The sequence below is a fragment of the Kitasatospora sp. NPDC088779 genome (assembly GCF_040685395.1).
Taxonomy (GTDB): domain Bacteria; phylum Actinomycetota; class Actinomycetes; order Streptomycetales; family Streptomycetaceae; genus Kitasatospora.
The window spans coordinates 211815-231613 of the sequence record NZ_JBFBHW010000011.1 but is presented as its reverse complement, the minus strand read 5'-3'; the positions used below and the strand labels follow the sequence as shown (position 1 = coordinate 231613).

At 71.8% G+C, this 19799-nt stretch carries 14 protein-coding genes and 1 pseudogene; 14 read left to right on the top strand and 1 reads right to left on the bottom strand.

What is annotated here, in order from left to right; translation table 11 throughout:
* Positions 1-77: 77 nt before the first annotated feature.
* Positions 78-1187: a DNA-binding protein gene (locus AB0P03_RS13555; protein WP_363628881.1), complete on the bottom strand. Its 1110-nt coding sequence runs from the start codon at positions 1185-1187 to the stop codon at positions 78-80.
* A gap of 665 nt (positions 1188-1852) precedes the next feature.
* Here AB0P03_RS13555 and AB0P03_RS13550 point away from each other — a divergent pair.
* The 14 genes and pseudogenes from AB0P03_RS13550 (at position 1853) to AB0P03_RS13485 (ending at position 19768) form a co-directional block, all read left to right on the top strand.
* Positions 1853-2761: a hypothetical protein gene (locus AB0P03_RS13550; RefSeq protein ID WP_363628879.1), complete on the top strand. Its 909-nt coding sequence runs from the start codon at positions 1853-1855 to the stop codon at positions 2759-2761.
* 46 nt (positions 2762-2807) lie between these two features.
* Positions 2808-4307: an amino acid permease gene (locus tag AB0P03_RS13545; RefSeq protein ID WP_363628877.1), complete on the top strand. Its 1500-nt coding sequence runs from the start codon at positions 2808-2810 to the stop codon at positions 4305-4307.
* Entirely contained in the window at positions 4304-5737 is a 1434-nt protein-coding gene (locus tag AB0P03_RS13540; protein WP_363628875.1) for a glutamine synthetase family protein, read from the top strand. Before AB0P03_RS13545 ends, AB0P03_RS13540 begins: the two co-directional genes overlap by 4 nt.
* An 88-nt stretch (positions 5738-5825) precedes the next feature.
* A complete protein-coding gene (locus AB0P03_RS13535; RefSeq protein ID WP_363628874.1) occupies positions 5826-7346 on the top strand; it encodes a Mur ligase domain-containing protein in 1521 nt (506 codons plus the stop codon).
* 29 nt (positions 7347-7375) lie between these two features.
* Positions 7376-7897, top strand: coding sequence for a hypothetical protein (locus tag AB0P03_RS13530; protein ID WP_363628873.1), 522 nt, complete (start codon positions 7376-7378; stop codon positions 7895-7897).
* Positions 7898-8126: 229 nt separating this feature from the next.
* Complete coding sequence (locus AB0P03_RS13525; RefSeq protein WP_363628872.1) at positions 8127-9086, top strand: LuxR C-terminal-related transcriptional regulator; 960 nt, start codon at positions 8127-8129, stop codon at positions 9084-9086.
* On the top strand, positions 9083-9451 hold the full coding sequence (locus AB0P03_RS13520; protein WP_363628871.1) for a hypothetical protein: 369 nt from the start codon (positions 9083-9085) through the stop codon (positions 9449-9451). Before AB0P03_RS13525 ends, AB0P03_RS13520 begins: the two co-directional genes overlap by 4 nt.
* A 111-nt stretch (positions 9452-9562) precedes the next feature.
* Positions 9563-11392, top strand: a pseudogene (locus AB0P03_RS13515) (glycoside hydrolase family 15 protein); the annotation flags it as partial.
* Between the two features lie 113 nt (positions 11393-11505).
* The gene (locus AB0P03_RS13510; RefSeq protein ID WP_363628869.1) at positions 11506-13599 is read left to right on the top strand and encodes a tetratricopeptide repeat protein; all 2094 of its coding nucleotides are present in this window, start codon (positions 11506-11508) and stop codon (positions 13597-13599) included.
* 379 nt (positions 13600-13978) lie between these two features.
* Complete coding sequence (locus AB0P03_RS13505; protein WP_363628885.1) at positions 13979-14521, top strand: AAA family ATPase; 543 nt, start codon at positions 13979-13981, stop codon at positions 14519-14521.
* Positions 14522-14599: 78 nt separating this feature from the next.
* Positions 14600-15079, top strand: a complete 480-nt coding sequence (locus AB0P03_RS13500; protein WP_363628867.1) for a GNAT family N-acetyltransferase — start codon at positions 14600-14602, stop codon at positions 15077-15079.
* 43 nt (positions 15080-15122) lie between these two features.
* Positions 15123-15611, top strand: coding sequence for an NUDIX domain-containing protein (locus tag AB0P03_RS13495; protein ID WP_363628865.1), 489 nt, complete (start codon positions 15123-15125; stop codon positions 15609-15611).
* Positions 15612-15737: 126 nt separating this feature from the next.
* Positions 15738-17732 (top strand): ABC transporter ATP-binding protein, encoded by a 1995-nt coding sequence (locus tag AB0P03_RS13490; protein WP_363628863.1) that lies wholly within the window; start codon positions 15738-15740, stop codon positions 17730-17732.
* Positions 17733-18091: 359 nt separating this feature from the next.
* Positions 18092-19768: a ParB/RepB/Spo0J family partition protein gene (locus tag AB0P03_RS13485; protein WP_363628861.1), complete on the top strand. Its 1677-nt coding sequence runs from the start codon at positions 18092-18094 to the stop codon at positions 19766-19768.
* Positions 19769-19799 lie beyond the last annotated feature (31 nt).

Here is a 19799-nt window from a genome sequence, read left to right as displayed (position 1 = left end):
GCCCCCCCTTTTCTTGGGGGTGGCGCCCCCCCCGACCCCCGCCCCCCCACCCCACCCCTGATGGCCGTGGCGGTGTGCTACTCGATGGCCAGCCGTACGGTGCTGGTGCCGAACTGCCGGGGCGCGGCGACCCGGGTGTACTCCTCCAGCGACTCCCTGATCGCACCGGCGAGTGGCGAGTTCCCGACCGGTTCCGTGGTGAGCAGCCGACCGACATGGACGACGCGATCGACCAGGCCTGCGGCCCGGCGGTCGGGTGCGAGCGCGGCGATGGGCTTCAACACCTCGGCGGCTTCGTCCAGTTCGCGGCCGAGGATCAGGGCGGCTGCCAGGTCCACCCGTGCCTCCGCCTCGATCCGGGGAATCCGCTGCGCGTCGGGGAGCTCGGCTTGCAGCTCCAGGACGTACCGGGTGTGCTGCTCGGCTCCGGCGCCGTCGCGCAGCCGGAGGAAAGTGCTGCCGTGCGAGCGGGCGAGGCGGGCGGGGCCGTGCAGGAACTCGCCGGCCACCTCGTCGTGGAGGTCGTCGCGCTCGACGGCTCCCGGGTCGAGAACGCGCTCGACGGCCGCGGCGGCCCGCTGCCGGTCGCCGAGGTGTCCGTAGGCCCTGGCCTCGATAGCGGCGATGCGCGCGCGGCCTGCTGTACCGACGCCGGAGAAGGACTGCGCCTGGCGGATGTGGCGGATCGCCTCGCTGGGCCGTCCCTCCCAGTAGGCCAGCATGCCGAGCGTTCCGGCCGCGAATGCGGCCAGCGGGTTGAAGCGGGTGACTTCGGCGTACATGCCTGCGGAGCGGGCCAGCCTGGTGGCTTCGCCCAGGGCCCCGAGGTCGAAGGCGGTCATGGCAAGCAGGGCCGTCGTCTGGCCGATTGCGATCAGCAGCTGCTGCTTCTGCTCGGGGATGTGGGTGCGGTCCAGGAGCGACTCGGCGTCCGTCCGCAGCTGCCGGGCTTCGCGCAGGACGTCGAACGGCGGCCGGTTGTTGTAGGTGCGGGCGAGGCGGCGAACGTCTTCCTCGACTTGGTCTATGGACAGGTCGGAGAGGAAGGCGGACGCTACGGAAGCGGCGTGGTCGGATGCTTCGCGTGCGGTCATCGCGAGTTCCCTTTCGAGGTCTTGCCGGGATAGTGCGGTCGGGTCGCCCTCGCGCGGCGCGGCCAGGAGTTCGGCGATCGGTCTGTCGAACATGTGCTGGATCGTTTGCACGAACACGGCGGTCGGCTGGCTTACCTCACCGGCGACCCAGCGCCTGAACGTCCTCTCCGCCATGTCCAGGTCGCGAAACCGGTTGTCCTTGAGGGTGCGCGCCAGTTCGTTGCCAGCGCTTCTGAATTCCCGATGGAAATCCGGGAATTCCCATCCCTTCTTCTCGATCAGAGCGCCCAGTAGCGTCCTGCTCGCCATGTCGCACGCCTCCGCCCCCAGTGGTTTCGACCCAGGCCCGGCCGCCACCACGGCGGGAACCCGCTCTACCAATACCCGACAAAGCGGTTTCCCAGTGGCCTATCTGACGAGATGGCACCCCGATGGCCGGGTGGTGACCTCGGAACACGCGAGATGGCACCCCGCTGTCGTGGCGCTGATCCAGCCAGACCACGACAGTAGGTGGCCGATCGCCGAATCGCAGTTTGCGAAGTGAGCGATTCACCTCTCGCTCGTCTTCCCGACCGCCGGCTGCACCCAGCTGTCCGCCGACCCTCACTCCGATGGGTTCGGTCCCTCGGATGGCACGCGGATTGCCGTCCCGGCGGACCATGAAGGGGGAACAGGTCATGCCACCCGCGCCCAGCGCTGCTGCTCAGTCCCAGCCGGTCTACCACCCTGCCGGGTTCGACGATGGGCTCCGGAGCGCGGTGGACGACCTGAGGGCCGGGCGCTGGCTGTCGACGCAGCGGCTGTTGGCCAGTACGGCGCGGCAGAGCGGTCTGTGGACTTCTCGGACGCAGGTGCTGGCTCTGGTCGCGGCGCGGTCGACGGTGCTCAGCGACTGGGCCTGCGAGGACCCGGACGATCCGGGGCTGGCCGTCCTGCGGACCCGGGTGTTGGTCGAGCATGCTCTGGCCGCGGCCGGGGCCGACTCGCCGGGGGCCGAGCGCTTGGAGTGGGAGGCCCGCGAGTCGTGCTGGGCCGCCGCTCGGGCGGTGCCCTTGGATCCTGTGCCGTGGGTGTGCCTGCTCGCCTTGGCCGTCCTGGATCGCACCAGGCAGCGGCCAGAGCATCGGCACGGCACGTCGGACCCGATGCTTCCGCCCGGGCCGTGGGGGCTGCTCGACGAGGCGTTGCGGCGCGATCCCGGCAACCGGGAGGCCCACCACCGGATGCTGCGCTACTGGCAGCGGGTCTACCGGCCGGCGGCGGCCGATTTCGTGAACGTGGTGATGCCGACGGCTGCGTTCGGGTCGCCGCTCGCCGCTCTGCCGCTGTACCTGTCTGTCGACCATTACCGCAACGAGCCTCGGCGGAACGCGGTGGTGCTCCGGCAGTGGTTGCGTGAGCCGCACTTCTCCCGTGCGCAGCGTGCGTACGAGAGTTGGGCCGTTTCGGAGCCAGGGTCTTGGCCGGTTGTCGATCTCAGTTACCTCGCCCATGCGTTGTGGGCGTCGGCCCGGATGGACGCGGCCGTCGAGGTCTTCGGGGTGCTGGGCCAGTTCGCGTCCAGGGCGCCGTGGAGCCTGGTGGCCGAGTCTTCGGATCGGGCGGAGGAGCTGCTGTTGACCGCGCGGCAGCAGGCCTTCGCCGGCCGGGCGACCGCCCTCGCCTGACCCTCTTACTCACTGCTCAACTTCTCCCGCACGGAGGTCTGCCTCGATGTCCCCCGCCCACGCCGCGCCGCCGACCGACGAGGATCGGCTTCGCCAACTCGGCTACGAACCCAAACTTGTCCGGCGGATGGGCGAGTTCGGCAACTTCGCTGTCGCCTTCAGCGTTGTCAGCATCCTGTCCGGCTGCATGACGATGTTCGCCTTCGGCCTGAACACCGGCGGGCCGGCGGTGATGTTCTGGGGCTGGATCGGCGTCGGGGCGATGGTTCTCTTCGTCGGCCTGGCCCTCGCCGAAGTGACCTCGGCCTACCCGACTTCCGGTGGGTTGTACTTCATGGCGCACCAGCTCGGCGGGCCGCGGTGGGGCTGGGTGACCGGCTGGCTCAACCTGCTTGGCCTGATCGGCGGCATCTGCGGCATCGACTACGGCGCCGCCTCCTTCGTCGGGGCGTTTCTCAACCTCCAGTTCGGCTACGAGCCCACCCCGGGCGGCCTGTTCGCGATCTTCGCGGCCGTCCTGCTGCTCCACGCGCTGCTGAATCTGCCGGAGGTGCGACGGGTTTCCGTGCTCAACAGCATCTCGGTGTGGTGGCACATCGGCGGCGTCGTGCTGATCGTCGGGGCGCTCGCGATCGTGCCCAGCCAGCACCAGGACGCCGGCTGGGTGGTCGGGCACTTCGTCAACAACACCGGCTGGAGCAACCCGATCTACGTCTCCTGCGTCGGTCTGCTGCTGGCGCAGTACACGTTCTCGGGCTACGACGCGAGCGCGCACATGTCCGAGGAGACGACCCGCGCGGCGGTGTCGGCGCCTCGCGGGATCGTCCGTTCGATCTGGGTGAGCTGGATCGCGGGCGCCGTCCTGCTGGCCGGCATGCTGTTCGCCGTCCAGGACTACGACGCTGTCCTCGGCAGCAGCACCGGCGTTGCGCCCGCGCAGATCTTCATCGACGCGCTGGGGACGGCCGGGGGGAAGGTGCTCCTGGTCGTGGTGATCGTGGCGCAGTTGTTCTGCGGGAACGCGGAGACGGCGGCGTCGGCGCGGATGGTGTTCGCGTTCTCGCGGGACGGGGCGCTGCCGGGTTCGGCGCTGTGGAGTCGGGTGTCGGAGCGTACGGGTACGCCGGTGGCCGGGGTGTGGTTGTCGGTGGGGGCGGCGCTGGTGCTGGCGCTGCCGTCGTTGTACAGCACGACCGCGTACGGCGCGGTGACCGCGGTGAATGTGGTGGGGATGACGCCGGCGTACGCGGTTCCGATCTACCTGCGGTTGCGCCGGGGCCGGAGGTTTCGGCCCGGGCCGTGGAACCTGGGCAGCCGGGGGCCGTTGATCGGGTGGATCGCGGTGGGCTGGGTGGCTGTGGTGAGTGTGCTGGTGTGCCTGCCGCAGAGCTACCCGGTGACCGTCGACACCTTCAACTACGCCCCGATCGCGCTCCTGGCGGTGCTGGTGCTGGCGTGGGCGTGGTGGATCCGCGCGGGGCGCTCGTACGCGCCGCCGGTCCAGCGGTCGGCCGAGCTGGTGGAGCTGACCGAGGAGGTCGTGTGACCAGTCGCCGACGCACCAGCCGAATGGTGAAGCTGCGCGCCGCCCAGTACCGCACCGCTGGCGCCCCGGCGACGGCCTCGCCGACGAGGCCGCTGCGCCAACTGGTGAACGACTTCGGCATCGAGACGGTGCTGCTGGCGGCCGTGGACGTGCAGGGCCGGCTCAAGGGCAAGGAGTTCGACGCGGCCGGGCTGGTGAAGCGGCTTGAGTCCGGGCGGCTGGCCCCGGAGATGTGCGGGTACGTGATCGGCACCGATCTCGGGATGACCGCACCCGCGACCGGGTCGTTCTCCTGGGAGTCCGGGTTCGGTGACATCGGGCTGCTGCCCGACACCCGGCACGCCCGCGTCCTGCCGTGGCTGCCGTCCACCGCCCTGGTGCTCGCCGATCCGGTCAGCAAGTCGTGGCCGCACCCGCTCGCCCCGGTCACCGTACTGGCCGAACAGCAGCAGCGCCTCGCCGGCCTCGGTCTGACGGCGAAGGTGGGCGTCGAGACGGAGTTCGTCCTCTACGAGGGCTCGGCCCGGGATGCAGCGGCGGCCGGCTGGCGCGGGCTTCGTCCCGTCACCTGGGACAACCGCGACTACGCGCTCGACCTGCCGGCGCCGGTGCGCGAGTTCACCAGGCGACTGCGGCAGGTACTCGCCGAGGCGGGCCTGCCCGTCGAGGCGGTGAAGGCCGAAGGCGCCCACGGCCAGCTGGAAGTCACCTTCCCCTACGGGCCGGTGACGGCGGCGTGCGAGCAGCACCTGCTGTTCAAACATGCCGCGAGGACGGTGGCGGACGAGCAGGGCCTGACGGCGTCGTTCATGGCGGCGCCGGCCACCGGGGTCGGCAGCGGGATGCACCTGCACGTCTCGCTGCACGACGTCGACGACCGGCCGGTGCTGACCTCCGCCCCCGAGGACGGGACCGCCCTGTCGGAGCTGGGCGAGCAGGCGGTGGCCGGGCTCCTGGCTGTGCTGCCGGTCCTCGGCCCGTTGTGGGCGCCGTACGTGAACAGCTACAAGCGCTTCGCCGACCACTCCTTCGCTCCGGCCCGGCTCGCCTGGGGGCGGGACAACAGGTCGTGCGCGGTGCGGGTGGTAGGGCACGGCCGCAGCCTGCGGCTGGAGGTACGGCTGCCCGGTGCGGACGCCAACCCCTATCTGGCGCTGGCGGCCGTCCTGGCCGGGATCCGGCACGGCATCGAGGGCGGCCTCAAGCCCCCGCCCGCCACCTCCGGCGATGCCTACCTCAATCGCCAGGCCGAGCCCGTACCGCGATCCCTGTCCGAGGCCGTCGCTGCGTTCGAGGCCAGCGTGCTGGCCGGCGAGCTGCTCGACGAGCAGGTCGTCGCCCACCTGGCCCGCGTCGCCCACCTGGATCTGGACCACCACGCCGCCCGCGTCACCGACGCCGAGCTGGAGCGCGGTCTCACCCAGGCATGAGCCCCGGGCCGGCCGCGGCGCCAAACCCCCGGGCCCGCGGCCGGCCCGGTCCAACCCACCCCTCACCCCTACCTGCTGGAGGATCTGCATGGGCACTACCGTCCGACCCCGCGCGAACGGCGACGCGAAGCCCGCCCCCGACCGGCCGGACGTGCTGACCCGGGCGCACCTGGTCGACGTCGCCGCTCCCGGCATGGAGGGCCTGGCGCTGTGGCTGGCCTCCCGCGGCCTGGAGGTCACCGGCAGCATCGAGCCCGCTGACCAGGACAGCGCCGCTGCGGCCCGGCTGCGCGCGGCCGGGGTCGATGTCACGCCCGGCTTCGACACCCGGCATGTCCGCGAGGACCGGACCTGTGTGGTGTGGCCGGGGGGCCTGGCCGCTCCGCACCCCGAACTCGACCGCGCGCAGCAGTTGAAGCTGCCGGTTCTCGCCCGCGCGCACGCGCTCGCCTCGCTGGCTTCGGGTTTCGGCCGGCAGCTGGTGGCCGTCGGGGGCAGCCACGGCACCGCGACGGCGGCGGCGGTGCTCGCCGCCGCGCTGGACGACGGACACACCGGCTGGATCCTCAACGCACCCGCTCAGAACCGTGCACCGGGGCACGGCGGCGACCGGCGGCTGGTGGTAGACCTGTGCCCGGACACCACCACCCACGAGGCTGCTCCCCTCGGGTCCTGGAGCTACCGTCCCAGCACCGCGACCCCGTACCGGCGTCCACAACCCGCGGTGACGCTGATCACCAGTGTCTCCAGGAACGAGCCGCACTTCGAGGACACCATCGAGGCCCTGAACGCCACCACCGCCCTCGCCCGCTCGTCCACCACCGTAGTGCTGCCGCTGTGGGACAAGGGTGCCAAGATCGTGCACGAGAGACTCACGGACCGGCCCGGCCCCACCGTGGTGACCGTCGGCCTCGACGAGAGCGCCGACGTCTGGGTCCTCCCGCCCCGGTGGCTCGGCGGCGAGCACCTCCTCACCCTCCACCACCAGGGCATGAAGCACCAGTTCACGGTCCAGGTCACCGGTCGCCATCATGCCCTGGCGGTGTGTGCCGCCATCGCCACCGCCCTCGTCGCCGGCGAGAGCCCGGAGGCCATGGCGGAGCGCCTTGCCTCCTTCCGGGGCGTCGAGCGCTCGCTCTCCGTGCTCGGCACCCGGTCCGGCATCACCGTGGCGGATTCCCGTGCCCGGCACCCGCACGAGATCGCCCAGGACGTCACGGCCGCCCGGATGCTCACTGAAGGGGATGTGGTGGTCGTCCTGGAGCCGGACGGCATCGCCCGAACCAGTGCCCACGCCGACGATCTCGGCGCAGCTCTCGGCGGCGCCGATCGCGTGCTGCTCCTGCCGGTCAGCACCCCGCTGGCCGAGCACGACGGACCGGACCCGCTGGATGCCGTCGAGCGGGCGGCCGTCCGAGTTCTCGGACGCAGCGCGGTCCACCGCGTCCGGTCCGGCCCGGGTGAACCCGACCCCGCACAGCGGCTCGTCGAGACGGCCGCCGAGGGCGACCTCGTGCTGGTCGTCGGCACCGGCCGAGCCGAGGGTCTCGGGCCCCACCTGCTGGACCGCCTCGGCCAGAGCGGCGTTCCGGACGCCAACCACCCGTGAACCGCCCGCCGACCACCGGAGAAAGCATCATGGCCACCGCCGCCCTTCCCGCCCACAGCCTCACCGGGCAACAAGTCCGTCTGCTCCGTCACCTCGGCGCCGAGTCCACCGTCCGCACGATCACGGCCGATCCCGAACTCCCCTGGGAGCGCACTGAGGTCGACGCCGCGGTCAAGGACCTGCTGACGGCCACCGGGACCCGCACCGCGTCCCAGCTCGTCGCCTGGGGCGCCGCCCAGCGCATCATCACCGAGACCTCGGAGCCCTGCACCGCGCTCGCCGTCAGCATCCAGTTCCCCCAGCGGCTCCGCCGTGTCCTGGTGGGCTGGGTCGGCGGGAGTACCGCCCCGGAACTCGCGGCCGACTTCGGCGTCACGGCCGCCACCGTGCGCGGCTACGGCCGGGACCTGCGCGCCTGGCTGGGAGTGCGGACCCAGATCCAGGGGAGCATCGCCGCCGTGCTGGCCGGTCTGGTCCTCCTCAGCGACGTCGACCCGACGTGGCCCGCCGAACCGCTCCTCCGTACCGAGCCCCGCGGACAAGCTGCGTGAACCCCCGCCGCACCGGCGGCCGGGCCGCGATCGGCCTCGTCTGCGGCCTCCTCGGAGCCCAGGTCGGCGCCGCCGACCGCCTGATCGCCGCGCGTTCCGCGCCGAAACGCCGGACCGGTCCCTCGCCGCTGGGCCCGCGTCGGCCAGCCGGCTGAGCACCCGCTTCACCGCACCACCCCATGGCGGCCGTTACGGGCCAGGGCCGCGCCCCGACAACCCCAGACGGAAAATGAGCACCTTACGACCTGCCGACGTACACCCCGCCGACGGAATCGCGACCCGCGACCTGGATCGCCATCTGATCGGCCGCTCGGGCGTCATCGTCGACGCCGGCGCCCTCGTCCAGCTGCCAGCCGGTCGCCGCTGCGGCGCCGATCCGTTCCTCCTGGCCACCGGCGCCCCCGTGTCGGCCACCGTTCCCGCCCCGCTTGTGCGGCTGCTGATGCGCGCCGGCTCGATGGCCGTTCCCTGCGCCCTGGTCACCGAACGGCTCGGCCGCCACGTGAGCGACATGCTCACCGCCCAGCGCGTCCCCCCTGTGTGGTCCGCCTCCGTCGGCGCGGCCGAGCACCGGGACCGGGGAACCAACCCCTACCGGGCGGCGGCCCGCGCTCTCAGGCTCCCGGTCGAGGGCTGCCTGGTCATCGCGGCCGAACTGACCCTGCGCGAGGCCCGGGCCAGCAACGCACGCCGTGTGCTGCTGGCCGAATTCGGTTCCCTCCGCACAGTCCCCAAGACCGTCAACGGGCTCAGCCAGCGCCAGCACGACGTGGCCCTGCAGCTCGCCCTCGGGAACACCTACGACGGCGTCGCGACCCTGCTCGGCTGCTCTGCCAGCACCGCCTCCAACCACATGTCGCAGGTGATGCGCCGCCGAGGCCGCACCGACCGTACCCGCGCCATCGTCGACCTCATCACCTCCGGAAGCCTTGACGTCGCCGAGCTGCGCGCGGCCCTGCCCGACCGGCTCCCGGAACTCGACCCGATCGCGCACAAGGTGCTCACCCTGCTCGCCACCCACGAGGTGCGCGCCGTCGCGAGGATGACCGGCCTCAACCCGGACACCATCGGCCGCGTCATTCTCCGGGCCACCCACGCCCTCGGCGCCAAGACCCGCACCCATGCCGTCGTCATGGTCCTCCTGCTCGGCCGCCCCGGCCCCGCCGCCGCCTCCGACGGTGCCCGATGAAGCTAGTCGAGTACCCACAGCACTTCACCCCCGACGGCAGCCCAACGCTGTACCTGGACCCTTCGGGCGCCGGGCGCCCGGGCTGGCAGAGCAACGCCGTCGCCCTGCTGGACGCGGCCGGCTTCACCGGCACCGTCCTCAACCCCCAGCCCGCCGTCTGGCCGGCAGCGCCATTCGGCTGGCAGGAGCACAACCTGAGGCGCTTCGGCGCCGTCCTCCTGTGGTGCCCCACCGGCGCGCAGCACGTGCGCGACGTCCAGCATCACGTTCTCCACCGCTCGCGCACCGCGCTGGTCGTCGGCTGCGACCGGGAGGAACGCGCGCAGCGGTTCATCCACGCCGAGTTGCTGGGCACGATGCCCTGACTGGCCGTTGCCACCAGCCTCGCCGCCACCGTTCGCGCGGCCCTCGACCATCTCAGCGCCCCGGCCGCCACCCAGGTCTGAGCTTCACCGACTCACCCCGTCAGGATCGCCATGCCCACCCCCGTCTTCCCGCGTCGCTCGCGGTCCCTCATCGAGGACCACGGCCTGATCGGCAGCACCGCCACCGGCGCCCTCGTCCGCGACGACGGCACCATCAACTGGCTGTGCCTGCCCCGGTTCGATTCCCCCGCCGTCTTCGCCGCCCTGCTGGGTACCGAGGAGCACGGCCTCTGGCGCCTGGGCCCCACCGCTGACGGCGCTCACCCGGCAGCCGACCGGCGCCGCTACCGCGCCGACACCATGGTCGTGGAACACGAGTGGGACACCCCGGGCGGCACGGTGCGGGTGGTCGACTTCATGCCCATCGGCACCGGGGCGTCCGAGAGCATCCGGTCGCCCCAGGTCGTTCGGATCGTCGAAGGCCTGAGCGGCGCCGTCGCGATGACCTCGATGCTCCGGGCCCGCCCCGGCTACGGCGCCGTCACTCCGCTGTTCACCCGCACCTCGCACAACGGCGCAGCGCGCCTTTGCGCCACCGCCCATCCCGGCTCCTACTGGCTCGACGGCCCCTTCCACGCCGTCGCCAGGGCCAGCGCCCGCGCCGACTTCACCATCACCGCAGGCGAGGTCGTCACCTTCACCCTCACCTGGTGCACCTCCTACCACCCGACGCCCGACCTGCGCAGTCCCCGCACAGCGCTCGCCCGCACCACCGCGTTCTGGACCGACTGGGCGTCCCGCTGCACCTACCAAGGCCCCTACCGCAAGGCGGTCGTGCGCTCCGCGCTCGTCCTCAAGGCCTTGTGCCACCCGGGCGGCGGGATCGTCGCCGCCCCCACCACCTCCCTGCCCGAGCAGATCGGCGGCGAACGCAACTGGGACTACCGCTACACCTGGCTGCGCGACGCCGCCCTGACCATCACCGCCCTCGCGCGCCTCGGCTACACCTCGGAAGCCGAGACCTGGCTCATCTGGCTGCTCGGAACCCTGGGCCGCAACGCCGCCCGGATGCAGATCATGTACGGCCTGTCCGGCGAACGCGACCTCGAAGAGCAGGAGTTGGACCACCTGCCCGGCTACGAGAACTCCCGACCGGTCCGCATCGGCAACGGCGCCGCCGGCCAGCTCCAGCTCGACGTCGCCGGCGAGGTCACCGACGCCCTCCTCGCCGCCGAGGATGCCGGCCTCGGCCCCTCCAACGGCGCCGACACCCTGCTGCGCGCCCTCGCCCGCTGGACCGAGAACCGCTGGCAGAACCCGGACGAGGGCATCTGGGAGGTCCGCGGCCCGCGCCGGCACTTCGTCCACTCCAAGGTCATGGCCTGGGTCGCGATCGATCGCGTCATCACCCTCCTGCGCCGTCGTCCCACCACCACCGCCGACGAACTCGCCCACTGGGAACAGCTGCGCGACCGGATCCACGCCGACGTCTGCGAACGCGGCTACGACCCGGAGCGCAACACCTTCACCCAGTACTACGGCGGCCGGGAGCTGGACGCCTCGCTGCTGCTGATTCCCCAGGTCGGCTTCCTGCCGCCGGACGACAAGCGGGTGATCGGGACCATCGAGGCAATCCAGCGCGAGCTGTCCACCGAGGACGGCTTCGTGCTGCGCTACCCGACCCACGACGAGTCGGGGAACAACGTGGATGGCCTCTCCGGCCACGAGGGTGCCTTCCTCGCCTGCTCGTTCTGGCTGGCCGACAATCTCGCCATGATCGGCCGGGTGCAGGAGGCCCGCGAGCTGTTCGACCGGCTGCTGGCGCTGCGCAGCGACCTGGGCCTGCTCGCCGAGGAGTGGGACCCGCGGCTGGGGCGCCAGGTCGGCAACTTCCCCCAGGCTTTCTCCCACCTCGCCCTGGTCGGCACGGCGTTGCGGCTGGCCGCCTGCGGCGGCGCCCGTCTGCCGGCCCAGCGCGCCGTTCCCGCCGGGGCGCCCCCCGAGCGGGAGCAGGGCACGCTCACGGTGGCGGGTGTGCGACAGAGGGGCTGCTGATGGCCGCCCCCGTGCCGTTCGTGTCCAACCGCATCACCGATGCCCGGACAGGCGCCGTCGTCCAGGCCGGCCAGGTCGGCGATGTCCATTTCCACCCTGGCGCACCGCCCCGGCCGGTGCCGCGGCAACTCGCCTCGGTCCCCCGGGTGTTCACCGACCGCGAGCACGATGTGGCCACCCTGGACGGGCTGCTCGATGACCTGCCGGAGGGCGCCGCCCCGGTGATCGTGATCACCGGGGGCGGTGGGGTCGGCAAGCGCACTCTTGCCGCCCGTTGGGGCCACCGGCATGCCGAGCGGTACCCGGACGGACAGCTCCTCGTCCATCTGCGCGCCGGAAGCGTCGGCGGCCCGGCGCCGGCCGCCGAGACCGCCCGCTCGTTGCTGCGCGCTCTCGGGGAAGGCGGAGGGCATCTTCCCTGGCAGGAAGCCGACTTGCAGGCACTGTGGCGTTCCATCGCGGCCACCCGGCGGCTGTTCGTGATGATGGAGGACGCCGCCGACGCCGAGCAGGTCCTGCCGCTGGTCCCCGCCAGCGCCGCCTGCCTGGTCGTCGTCACCAGCCGGTCGCCGATGCCCGCGCTCGCCGCCCACGGCGCGCACCACCACCATCTGGCCCCGCTCACGCCCGCCCACGCCGTCCGGCTGCTCGCTCGCATCGTCGGCGAGGACCGGGTGCGCGCGGAGCCGGAGGCCGCCGAGGCCCTCGTCCGCGCCTGCGAGGGCAACCCTCTGGCCCTTGGCCTGGCCGCCGGCGAGGCCGTCCTCACCCCCTCGCGCCCTCTCGTCTCCCACCCCGCCCTCACCACCACCACCACCTTGGAGAGCGTCCCGATGACCACCGCCGTCGCCTTCGCCGCACTGCCCGAGCCAGAAGCCCGCCTTCTCCGGCTCGCCGCGCTGATCCCCGCGCCCGACCTCGACCACTTCGCCGTGGCCGCCGCCACCGCCACCCCCGCCGGACAGACCCTTCACCTGATGCACGAACTCGCGGCCCGCCACCTGCTGGAGCACACCGACCGGCAGAGCGCGCGCGGCGACGTCTACCGCATCCGCCCCGAGGTCCGGGAACTGATCCGCAACCCGGCCGACGCGCGCCGGCGCGTCGTGCAGTGCTACCTCGACCACCTGATCGCCACCGCCCAGGACACCGTCCAGCGCCTCACCCCGCACCACCGTGTCCTGCCGCGCCAGCACCGCCACCACCCCGCCGAGCCGGTCCCGATCACCGGCGACCGCGCCGCGCAGGACTGGCTGGAGGCCATCGCCCCCGCGGTCATGCCCGCCCTCGCCGCCGCCCGCGAACTCGGCGAGCACCAGGCGGCCGTGGTCCTGGTCCACGACCTGTGGCCGCTCTTCCACCGCCTGCGGCGCACCGACCTGAGCGTCCCCTGCCACAAGCTCGGGCTCGGCTTCGCCCGGCTCTGGGGCCACCGCCTGGCCATCTACGAGATGACCACCACCCTGGCCATCTCGCACAAGCGCACCGGAGCCCACGAAGAGGCGCTGCGGCTCTACGAGGAGGGCCGCACCCTCGCCACCGAGGACCAGGACGAAGACCGCATCGCCCAGTGCACAGCCGGCATCGGCGCCACCCTCTACGACGCCGAGCAGTACGCCGCCGCCGAACCCGAACTCACCCGTGCGATCACGCTCTACGCCGACCTCGGCGACCGGCGCGGCACCGGCCTCGCCGAGATCCTCCTCGGCTCCGCCGCCGCCCGCCAGGGCAACACCGACCTCGGCATCCCGCTGCTCCAGCAGGCCCTCACCGACCTCGAATCGCTCACCCCGCCCGACCCACTGAACGTGGCCAGGGCGCGGGTGTTCCTGGGAGAAGCCCAGTCCCTCGCCGGTCAGCACGACCCCGCGAACTGGACCATCAGCATCGCCGTGCAGGAGTTCGCGCACCTCGGCCACCGCCACTGGTCGGCCCACGCCATCGAGTACCTCGGACAGGCCGCCGAACGCGCCGGACAGACCAAAGCCGCCGTCAACTGGTACACCGCCAGCCAGGACCAGTACCGGAACCTGGGCGCCACCCGCGACGAGGAACGCCTGCACAACCGGCTCCTCGCCCTGCTGCACCAGTGACCAGCGCTCACCGGCCCCGCGGCCCGCCGGGCTCGGCGCAGCCCCGGCACAGTGCCCGAGGCGATCAACAACATCCCAATCAGTCCTGCGAGTTGGGGTCGTTCACCGGATCGTGTGTCATCCGACGCGACACGCCGACACGGCCCCGCCCAGCCGCCTACGGTGGAACACCTGCCGACGCACTCACATACGACAAGCGATCACATGCCCGATCGCGGCTTCGCAGCGCCCTGATCCGGCCGGGCGACCCTTCATATCCGCTCTCCGCCGCTTCGAGAGGAAGAAATCCGATGGCTCACAGGCTGGTCGTGAAAGTCCACTTGGTCGGCCGGCCGACATGAGCACCCCGAGCCACCCGGCACCTGCTGCCGGCCGCGTGATGGCGGGAAGCAAGGAGACCCGCCTCGTTGTCGTCCGGGGAAACTCCGCCAGCGGCAAGTCGTCGGTGGCCGCCGGGATCCGGCAGCGGTTCGGTCGCGGCCTGGCCCTGGTCGCGCAGGACAACCTCCGCCGGACCGTGCTGCGCGAACGCGACCGGCCCGGCGGCGCGAACATCGGCCTGATCGACACCGTGGCACGCTACGCGCTCGATGCCGGCTACCACGTCATCATCGAAGGCATCCTGTACGCCGACCACTACGGGGACATGCTCACGGGCCTGGTGGGCGACCACCGCGGTGTCTCCCGCTGCTACTACCTCGACGTCCCGTTCCACGAGACCCTCGCGCGGCATGCCTCGAAGACCGATGCCGAGTACCTCACGCGGGTCACCGAGCGGGAGCTGCGGGACTGGTACCGCGAGCACGACCTCCTGCCCGGCGGCATCGAGACCGTCGTCGGCTGTGACAGCCCCCTCCACGACACGGTCGACCGCGTGATGCACGACACCGGTCTCACGGGTCTGCCCACGCTGGACGACTGAGGCCAGCGCCCGGCCGCCGCGTTCGCGCCGCCGGCCTCCCCCTGACAAGGAGCACCCGAGTGCCCGCACCCGATCCGCGTGCCCGCACCCGATCCGCGTGCCCGCGCCGCCACGCCGCACGACGCCGACGAGCTGCTGCGGCTGCGCGTCGCGGTCCTGACCGGCGAACCGGTCACCGACCAGTGGCGAGCGACCTTCCGCGACGACGTGCGCCGACGACTGGGCACCGACCCGGACCTGTTCGCCTACGTCGCCGACGCACCAGGCGGCGGCCTCGCCGCCTGCGCCATCGGCATCGTCTACCGCGGCTACTGCGGCCCCGCCTACCCGACCGGCCGGTGGGCCAGGATCCACACGGTGGTCACCGACCCCGCCCACCGCCGCCAGGGCCTGGCCCGCGCAGTCACCAGCGCCCTGGTCGCCGCGATCACTCAGCACGGCTGCTCCATCGAACTGCGCGCCACCGAAGCCGGCGTCCCCCTCTACCGAAGCCTCGGTTTCAAGCCCGTCGACGGCTTCATGGCCTTGCTCCCCACCTCCCCGGGCCGGGCCGAGTAGTCCCGGCTCCACCCGCCTTTCCCTCGACGACTACGGAGTCCCGATGCACGAGACGAGCAGGCTGTCGGTCGGCGTCATCGCCCACGATCTGATCACCAACCGGATCGCCACCGTCCACTACGCCCAGCGCAGTTGGACCCCGCACCCCGCATGGACGGTCCCCGGCGGGAAGGTCGATCCCGGGGAGGAGATCCCCGACGCCGCCGCCCGGGAACTGCGTGAGGAGGCCGGCCTCATCGCCCGCCCGTGCGATCTGCGTCTGGTCCACACGATCCAGGCCAAGGAGGGCTGGGACGGGCTCGGCGGGTTCCTGCTGTTCGTCTTCGCCACCAGCGAGTTCACGGGCACGCTGGTCAACGTCGAGCCGGACAAGCACCTGGAGGTGCGCTGGCACCCCATCACCGCCGTCCTGCCCAGCCCGATGTTCCCGACCTCCAAGGCGGCGGTGGAGGCGTACCTGGCCGGCGAACCCGCGTTCTCCACCCACGGATTCGGCCCCGGCTCCGGACAGCGGCGCCTCGCCGGGACGTGACCCGGCACCGGCCGGCACGGGAACCTTCGCTCGCCGACCGCCCGCACCCGCACCGGCCGATCCCAAGTGCTTCCCGGCCCGCCGACACCGAGCAGCACGTCCCACCGCCTCAACGAAAGGGAGTATGTGACCAGCACACCCACGCCCCCCACGGACTCGGCCCCGAACAGCGAGCAACTGCTGTTCGGCGGGCCGATGCGCTACGACTACGGCTGGGCCAAGCACGAGCTGGCCAGCGGCAAGGTCACGTTCTGGGCGGTGGCGCGGCAGATGCCGCACTTCCTGCGCCTGGCCGGGCGGATGGCATGGCACGCCGACCGCGTCGCCCTGGTGACCCTGGTCGGCGCCGAGGTACTGCGCGGCCTCGCCGCGGCCGTGGCGCTGATCGCCACCAACCACGCGCTGGCCGCGCTGCTCGCCCCCGGCGATGTCGCCGCCGTGCTGCGCGCGGCGCTGCCTGCGATCGTGGCCGTCGGGGTGATCGCGGGCCTGTCCTCCGGCCTGTCCGCCGCCTCCGGGTGGGCCGGCGACCGGCTCAAGCCCGCGGTCTTCCGCCAGGCCACCCTCGACTTCCTGGGCATCGTCAGCCGCTCCGAACTGGAGGCCATCGAGGACCCGGCGTTCCTCGCCGAGGTGGACAGCGCCCGCTGGGGCGCCATGTCCCTTCAGAACATCATCGGCCAGGCCACCTCCGTCCTCACCGCCGTCTTCGGCCTCGCCTCCGCCGCCGGGGTCCTGTCCGTCCTCCACCCCGCCCTGCTGCCCATGCTGCTGCTGATCGCCGCCCCGCGGGGCTGGGGCGCCGTACGCACCGCCCGCCGCCACTACGCCTCCACCCGGGCCTGGCTCCAGCACAACCGGGCCAGCACCCTGCTCGCGGACATGCTGGTCCGCCCGTACTCCGCGGCCGAGCTGCGGGTGCACGCCGCCGGGCCGTTCATCCTCCACCACTACGAGCAGATGGCCCGCGCGGCCGAGAAGGAACAGGCCCGCCTCGCCGGGGCCCGGGCACGCACCGACCTGCTCTCCGCGGCGCTGGCCGGCGCCGCCACCGTCGGCGCGTTCGCCCTCCTGGGCTCGCTCGTCATGAACGGTGCGATCCCGCTCGCCGCCGCCGGCACCGCCGTGGTGGCCATCCGCACCGGCTCGGCGAGCATCGGCGGCCTCGTCTCCCAGATCAACGGCCTGTACGAGGAGTCGCTGTTCGTCCGCGACCTCGACCGGCTGCGCCGTGAGGGCCACCGCCGCGCGATTCCCACCGGCGGCACCCCGCTGCCCGAACGCCCCGAGACGATCACCGTCGAGGACGTCTCCTTCACCTATGACGGCCGCGACACTCCCGCCCTCGACAAGGTCACCCTCACCATCCCCCGGGGCAAGGTCATCGCCCTGGTGGGTGCGAACGGTTCGGGCAAGTCGACCCTGGCCAACATCTTGTGCGGCGTCTACCAGCCCCACCAGGGACGCGTCCGGTGGGACGGCATCGACACCGCGACCGCCGACCGCGACCAGCTCTTCAGCAGCGTCGCCCTGCTCGCCCAAAACTTCCAGCGCTGGTCCTTCACCCTGCGCGCCAACCTGCTCCTGGGCCGTCCCGAAGTCGCCTGCGGCCAGCAGCAGCTGGAGGCCGCCGCCGAGTACGCCGACCTCAACCCGGTCATCGAGGAACTGCCCCGCGGCTGGGACACCCTCATCGCCAAGGGGCTCGAAGGCGGAGTGGGCCTGTCGGGCGGCCAGTGGCAGAAGGCCGCCCTCGGCCGAACCTACCTGCGCCTGACCACCCCCGACGCCCACGGCCGGCTTCCCGCCCTCGTGGTCGTCGACGAACCGACCTCCGCCATGGACCCCGAAACCGAAGTCGAGACGTTCGAACAGATCCGCCAGCTCACCGCCCTCGGCGTCACCGTCGTCCTCATCACCCACCGCCTCGGCGCCACCGCCAAGGCCGACCACATCTTCGTCCTCGCCCACGGAATCCTCGTCGAACAGGGCACCCACACCGAGCTGATGGCCCAGGAACCCGCCACCCGATACCGCGAGTCCTACCTCCTCCAGGCCGCCCAGTACGACGTCGGCGAGCGCCTGCCCCGCCAGACGAACCATGCCCCCACCACTGCCTGACCACGCACCGCAGAACCAGCCCCCTCCAACCTAGCCCCGCTGCGCGGTTCCCCCGGCCCCCCTTCGCGGCCCAGTATCCGGAGCCGGCCGCCCGCCTCAAGGGCGCTGCGCGCGGCTGCGCCGCCGACCTGCGGCCGGCCCTTGACCCGGACGGCCTCTTTGCCCCGGACCCCAGGCAGCTGTCGGGGGGACGGGGGAGGTGCGGCCGTTGATCTGACGGCCTGTCAGTCCTCTGGCCCGCGTGCCCATCCGCGCCCTATGACTTGACCAGAAACCCTCAGTGCGGTAATATTGTTCTTGTTGGGAGGGGATGGCACCCCTGACCAGCAGACAGAGACCAAGCGCCTGTTGGAGGATTCGTGACCACCGCATTTGCCCCCATTGAGCTGCTGGCTGACGAGATGGACTCGCCGGAGCTGGCCGAGCTGACCGCCGCTTTCGATGCCGAGCCGGCCGATAGTCCCGCCGAGCCCGCCGAGGCTCCGTCGAAGGTGCTGCTCGAAGATGTGGACCCGGCGGAGCTGACGTTCACCCGCAACGTCCGAAAGGCCGAACTGACTGCCGACTTCGTCGCATCCATCGCGGAGAACGGCGTTCTCCAGCCGATCATCGCCACGCCGCACGAGGACGGGATTGCGATCATCCTCGGCAACCGGCGTGCCAAGGGTGCGGCCGAAGCCGGGCGGCTTGTCGACGTCATTGTCCGCAACGACCTCACGGCTGAAGAGGCGCGAATCATCGCGCAGCTGATCGAGAACATGCACCGGGAGGATATGAAGGAAAGCGAGATCGGCGACGCCTACGCGCAACTGTCCATCGAGCTCGGTCTCGATGCCGACGAAATCGCCGCTCGGGTTGCCCAGGACCCGAAGAAGGTCCGCGCGTCGATCGCGCTGGCCGGGATGCCGAAGACGACCCGCGCCGCCGTCGACAAGGGAGAGCTCACGTTCGAGGACGCGCAGGCGCTGGCAGAGTTCGAGGACGACCCGAAGGCGTACAAGCGACTCCTCGCCAAGATCGAGAACGGGCACGGCCTGAGCTGGGCGATCAAGGACGAGCGAAAGAAGGCGGAGCGGGCTGTTCTGCGGGCGGAAACCGTACAGGCGCTCGCTGCGGCGGGCGTCCGGATGATTGGTGAACCCCAGGGGTTCAGCTGGAAGGGCTCGCGGGAGGTCGCCGTCAGTCGCCTTGCCGATGCTGATGGTGTGGTCCTGACGCCCGAGGCCCACGCCGGTTGTGCCGGGCACGCCGCATTCTTCAACGAGCACCAGGCCGGGGAGGTCAAGGCCACGTTCCTGTGCCGAGACCCTCACCAGTACGGGCACCACGTCTCCGGCTCGTACAGCTTCCTCAGCGCCGAGCAGACGGCCGCCAAGGCGGCGGCGGAGCAGGCCGACCGCGAGCGCCGGGAGGCCCTGGCCATCTCCCGGGAGGTGCGGGTGGAGTACATCCAGGAGCTCTGCCGCTCCAAGAAGGTCCCCAAGGGGATGACGAAGAAGGTTCTCCGGCTGCTCTACACGCTGGGAGCGGACGAGACCAGCCCGGAGGTGCTGGAGTATCTCAACGCGCCGGGCGATGACGACCGCACCGACCGATTCGAGCGCTTCACCCGCCGGATGGCTGAGGCGCGTCTTCCGCTGGTACTGCTGGCTGCCGTTGCGGTTCGAGGAGAGGGAGCCGTCCGGAAGGCCCTCGCCGGCTGGGGTGCGAAGGAAGCCGCGTTGGAGTGGCTCGACTTCCTCACGGCCTACGGCTACGAGCTGACCGAGCCCGAAGCCGAGATTATGGCCGTCTGGCAGGCCAAGATCGCGGAAGCCGAGGCGCGGGCCGCAGCAGAGGCCGCTGACGAGGAGCAGGACGACGACGAGGTGTTGGACGAGCAGGAGCTGGCCGCTGACGAGGAGCAGGACGACGACGAGGTGTTGGACGAGCTGAGTCGACACCTGGCAGCAGTCACGAGCACTCGGTCGGAGGATCTGGAGGAGATGGACTGGGAAGCGCTCTACCCGGAGATCAACGAGCCGATTGCGGCCTAACCCCAGGTGAGGGGAACCTCCCTCTGATCAA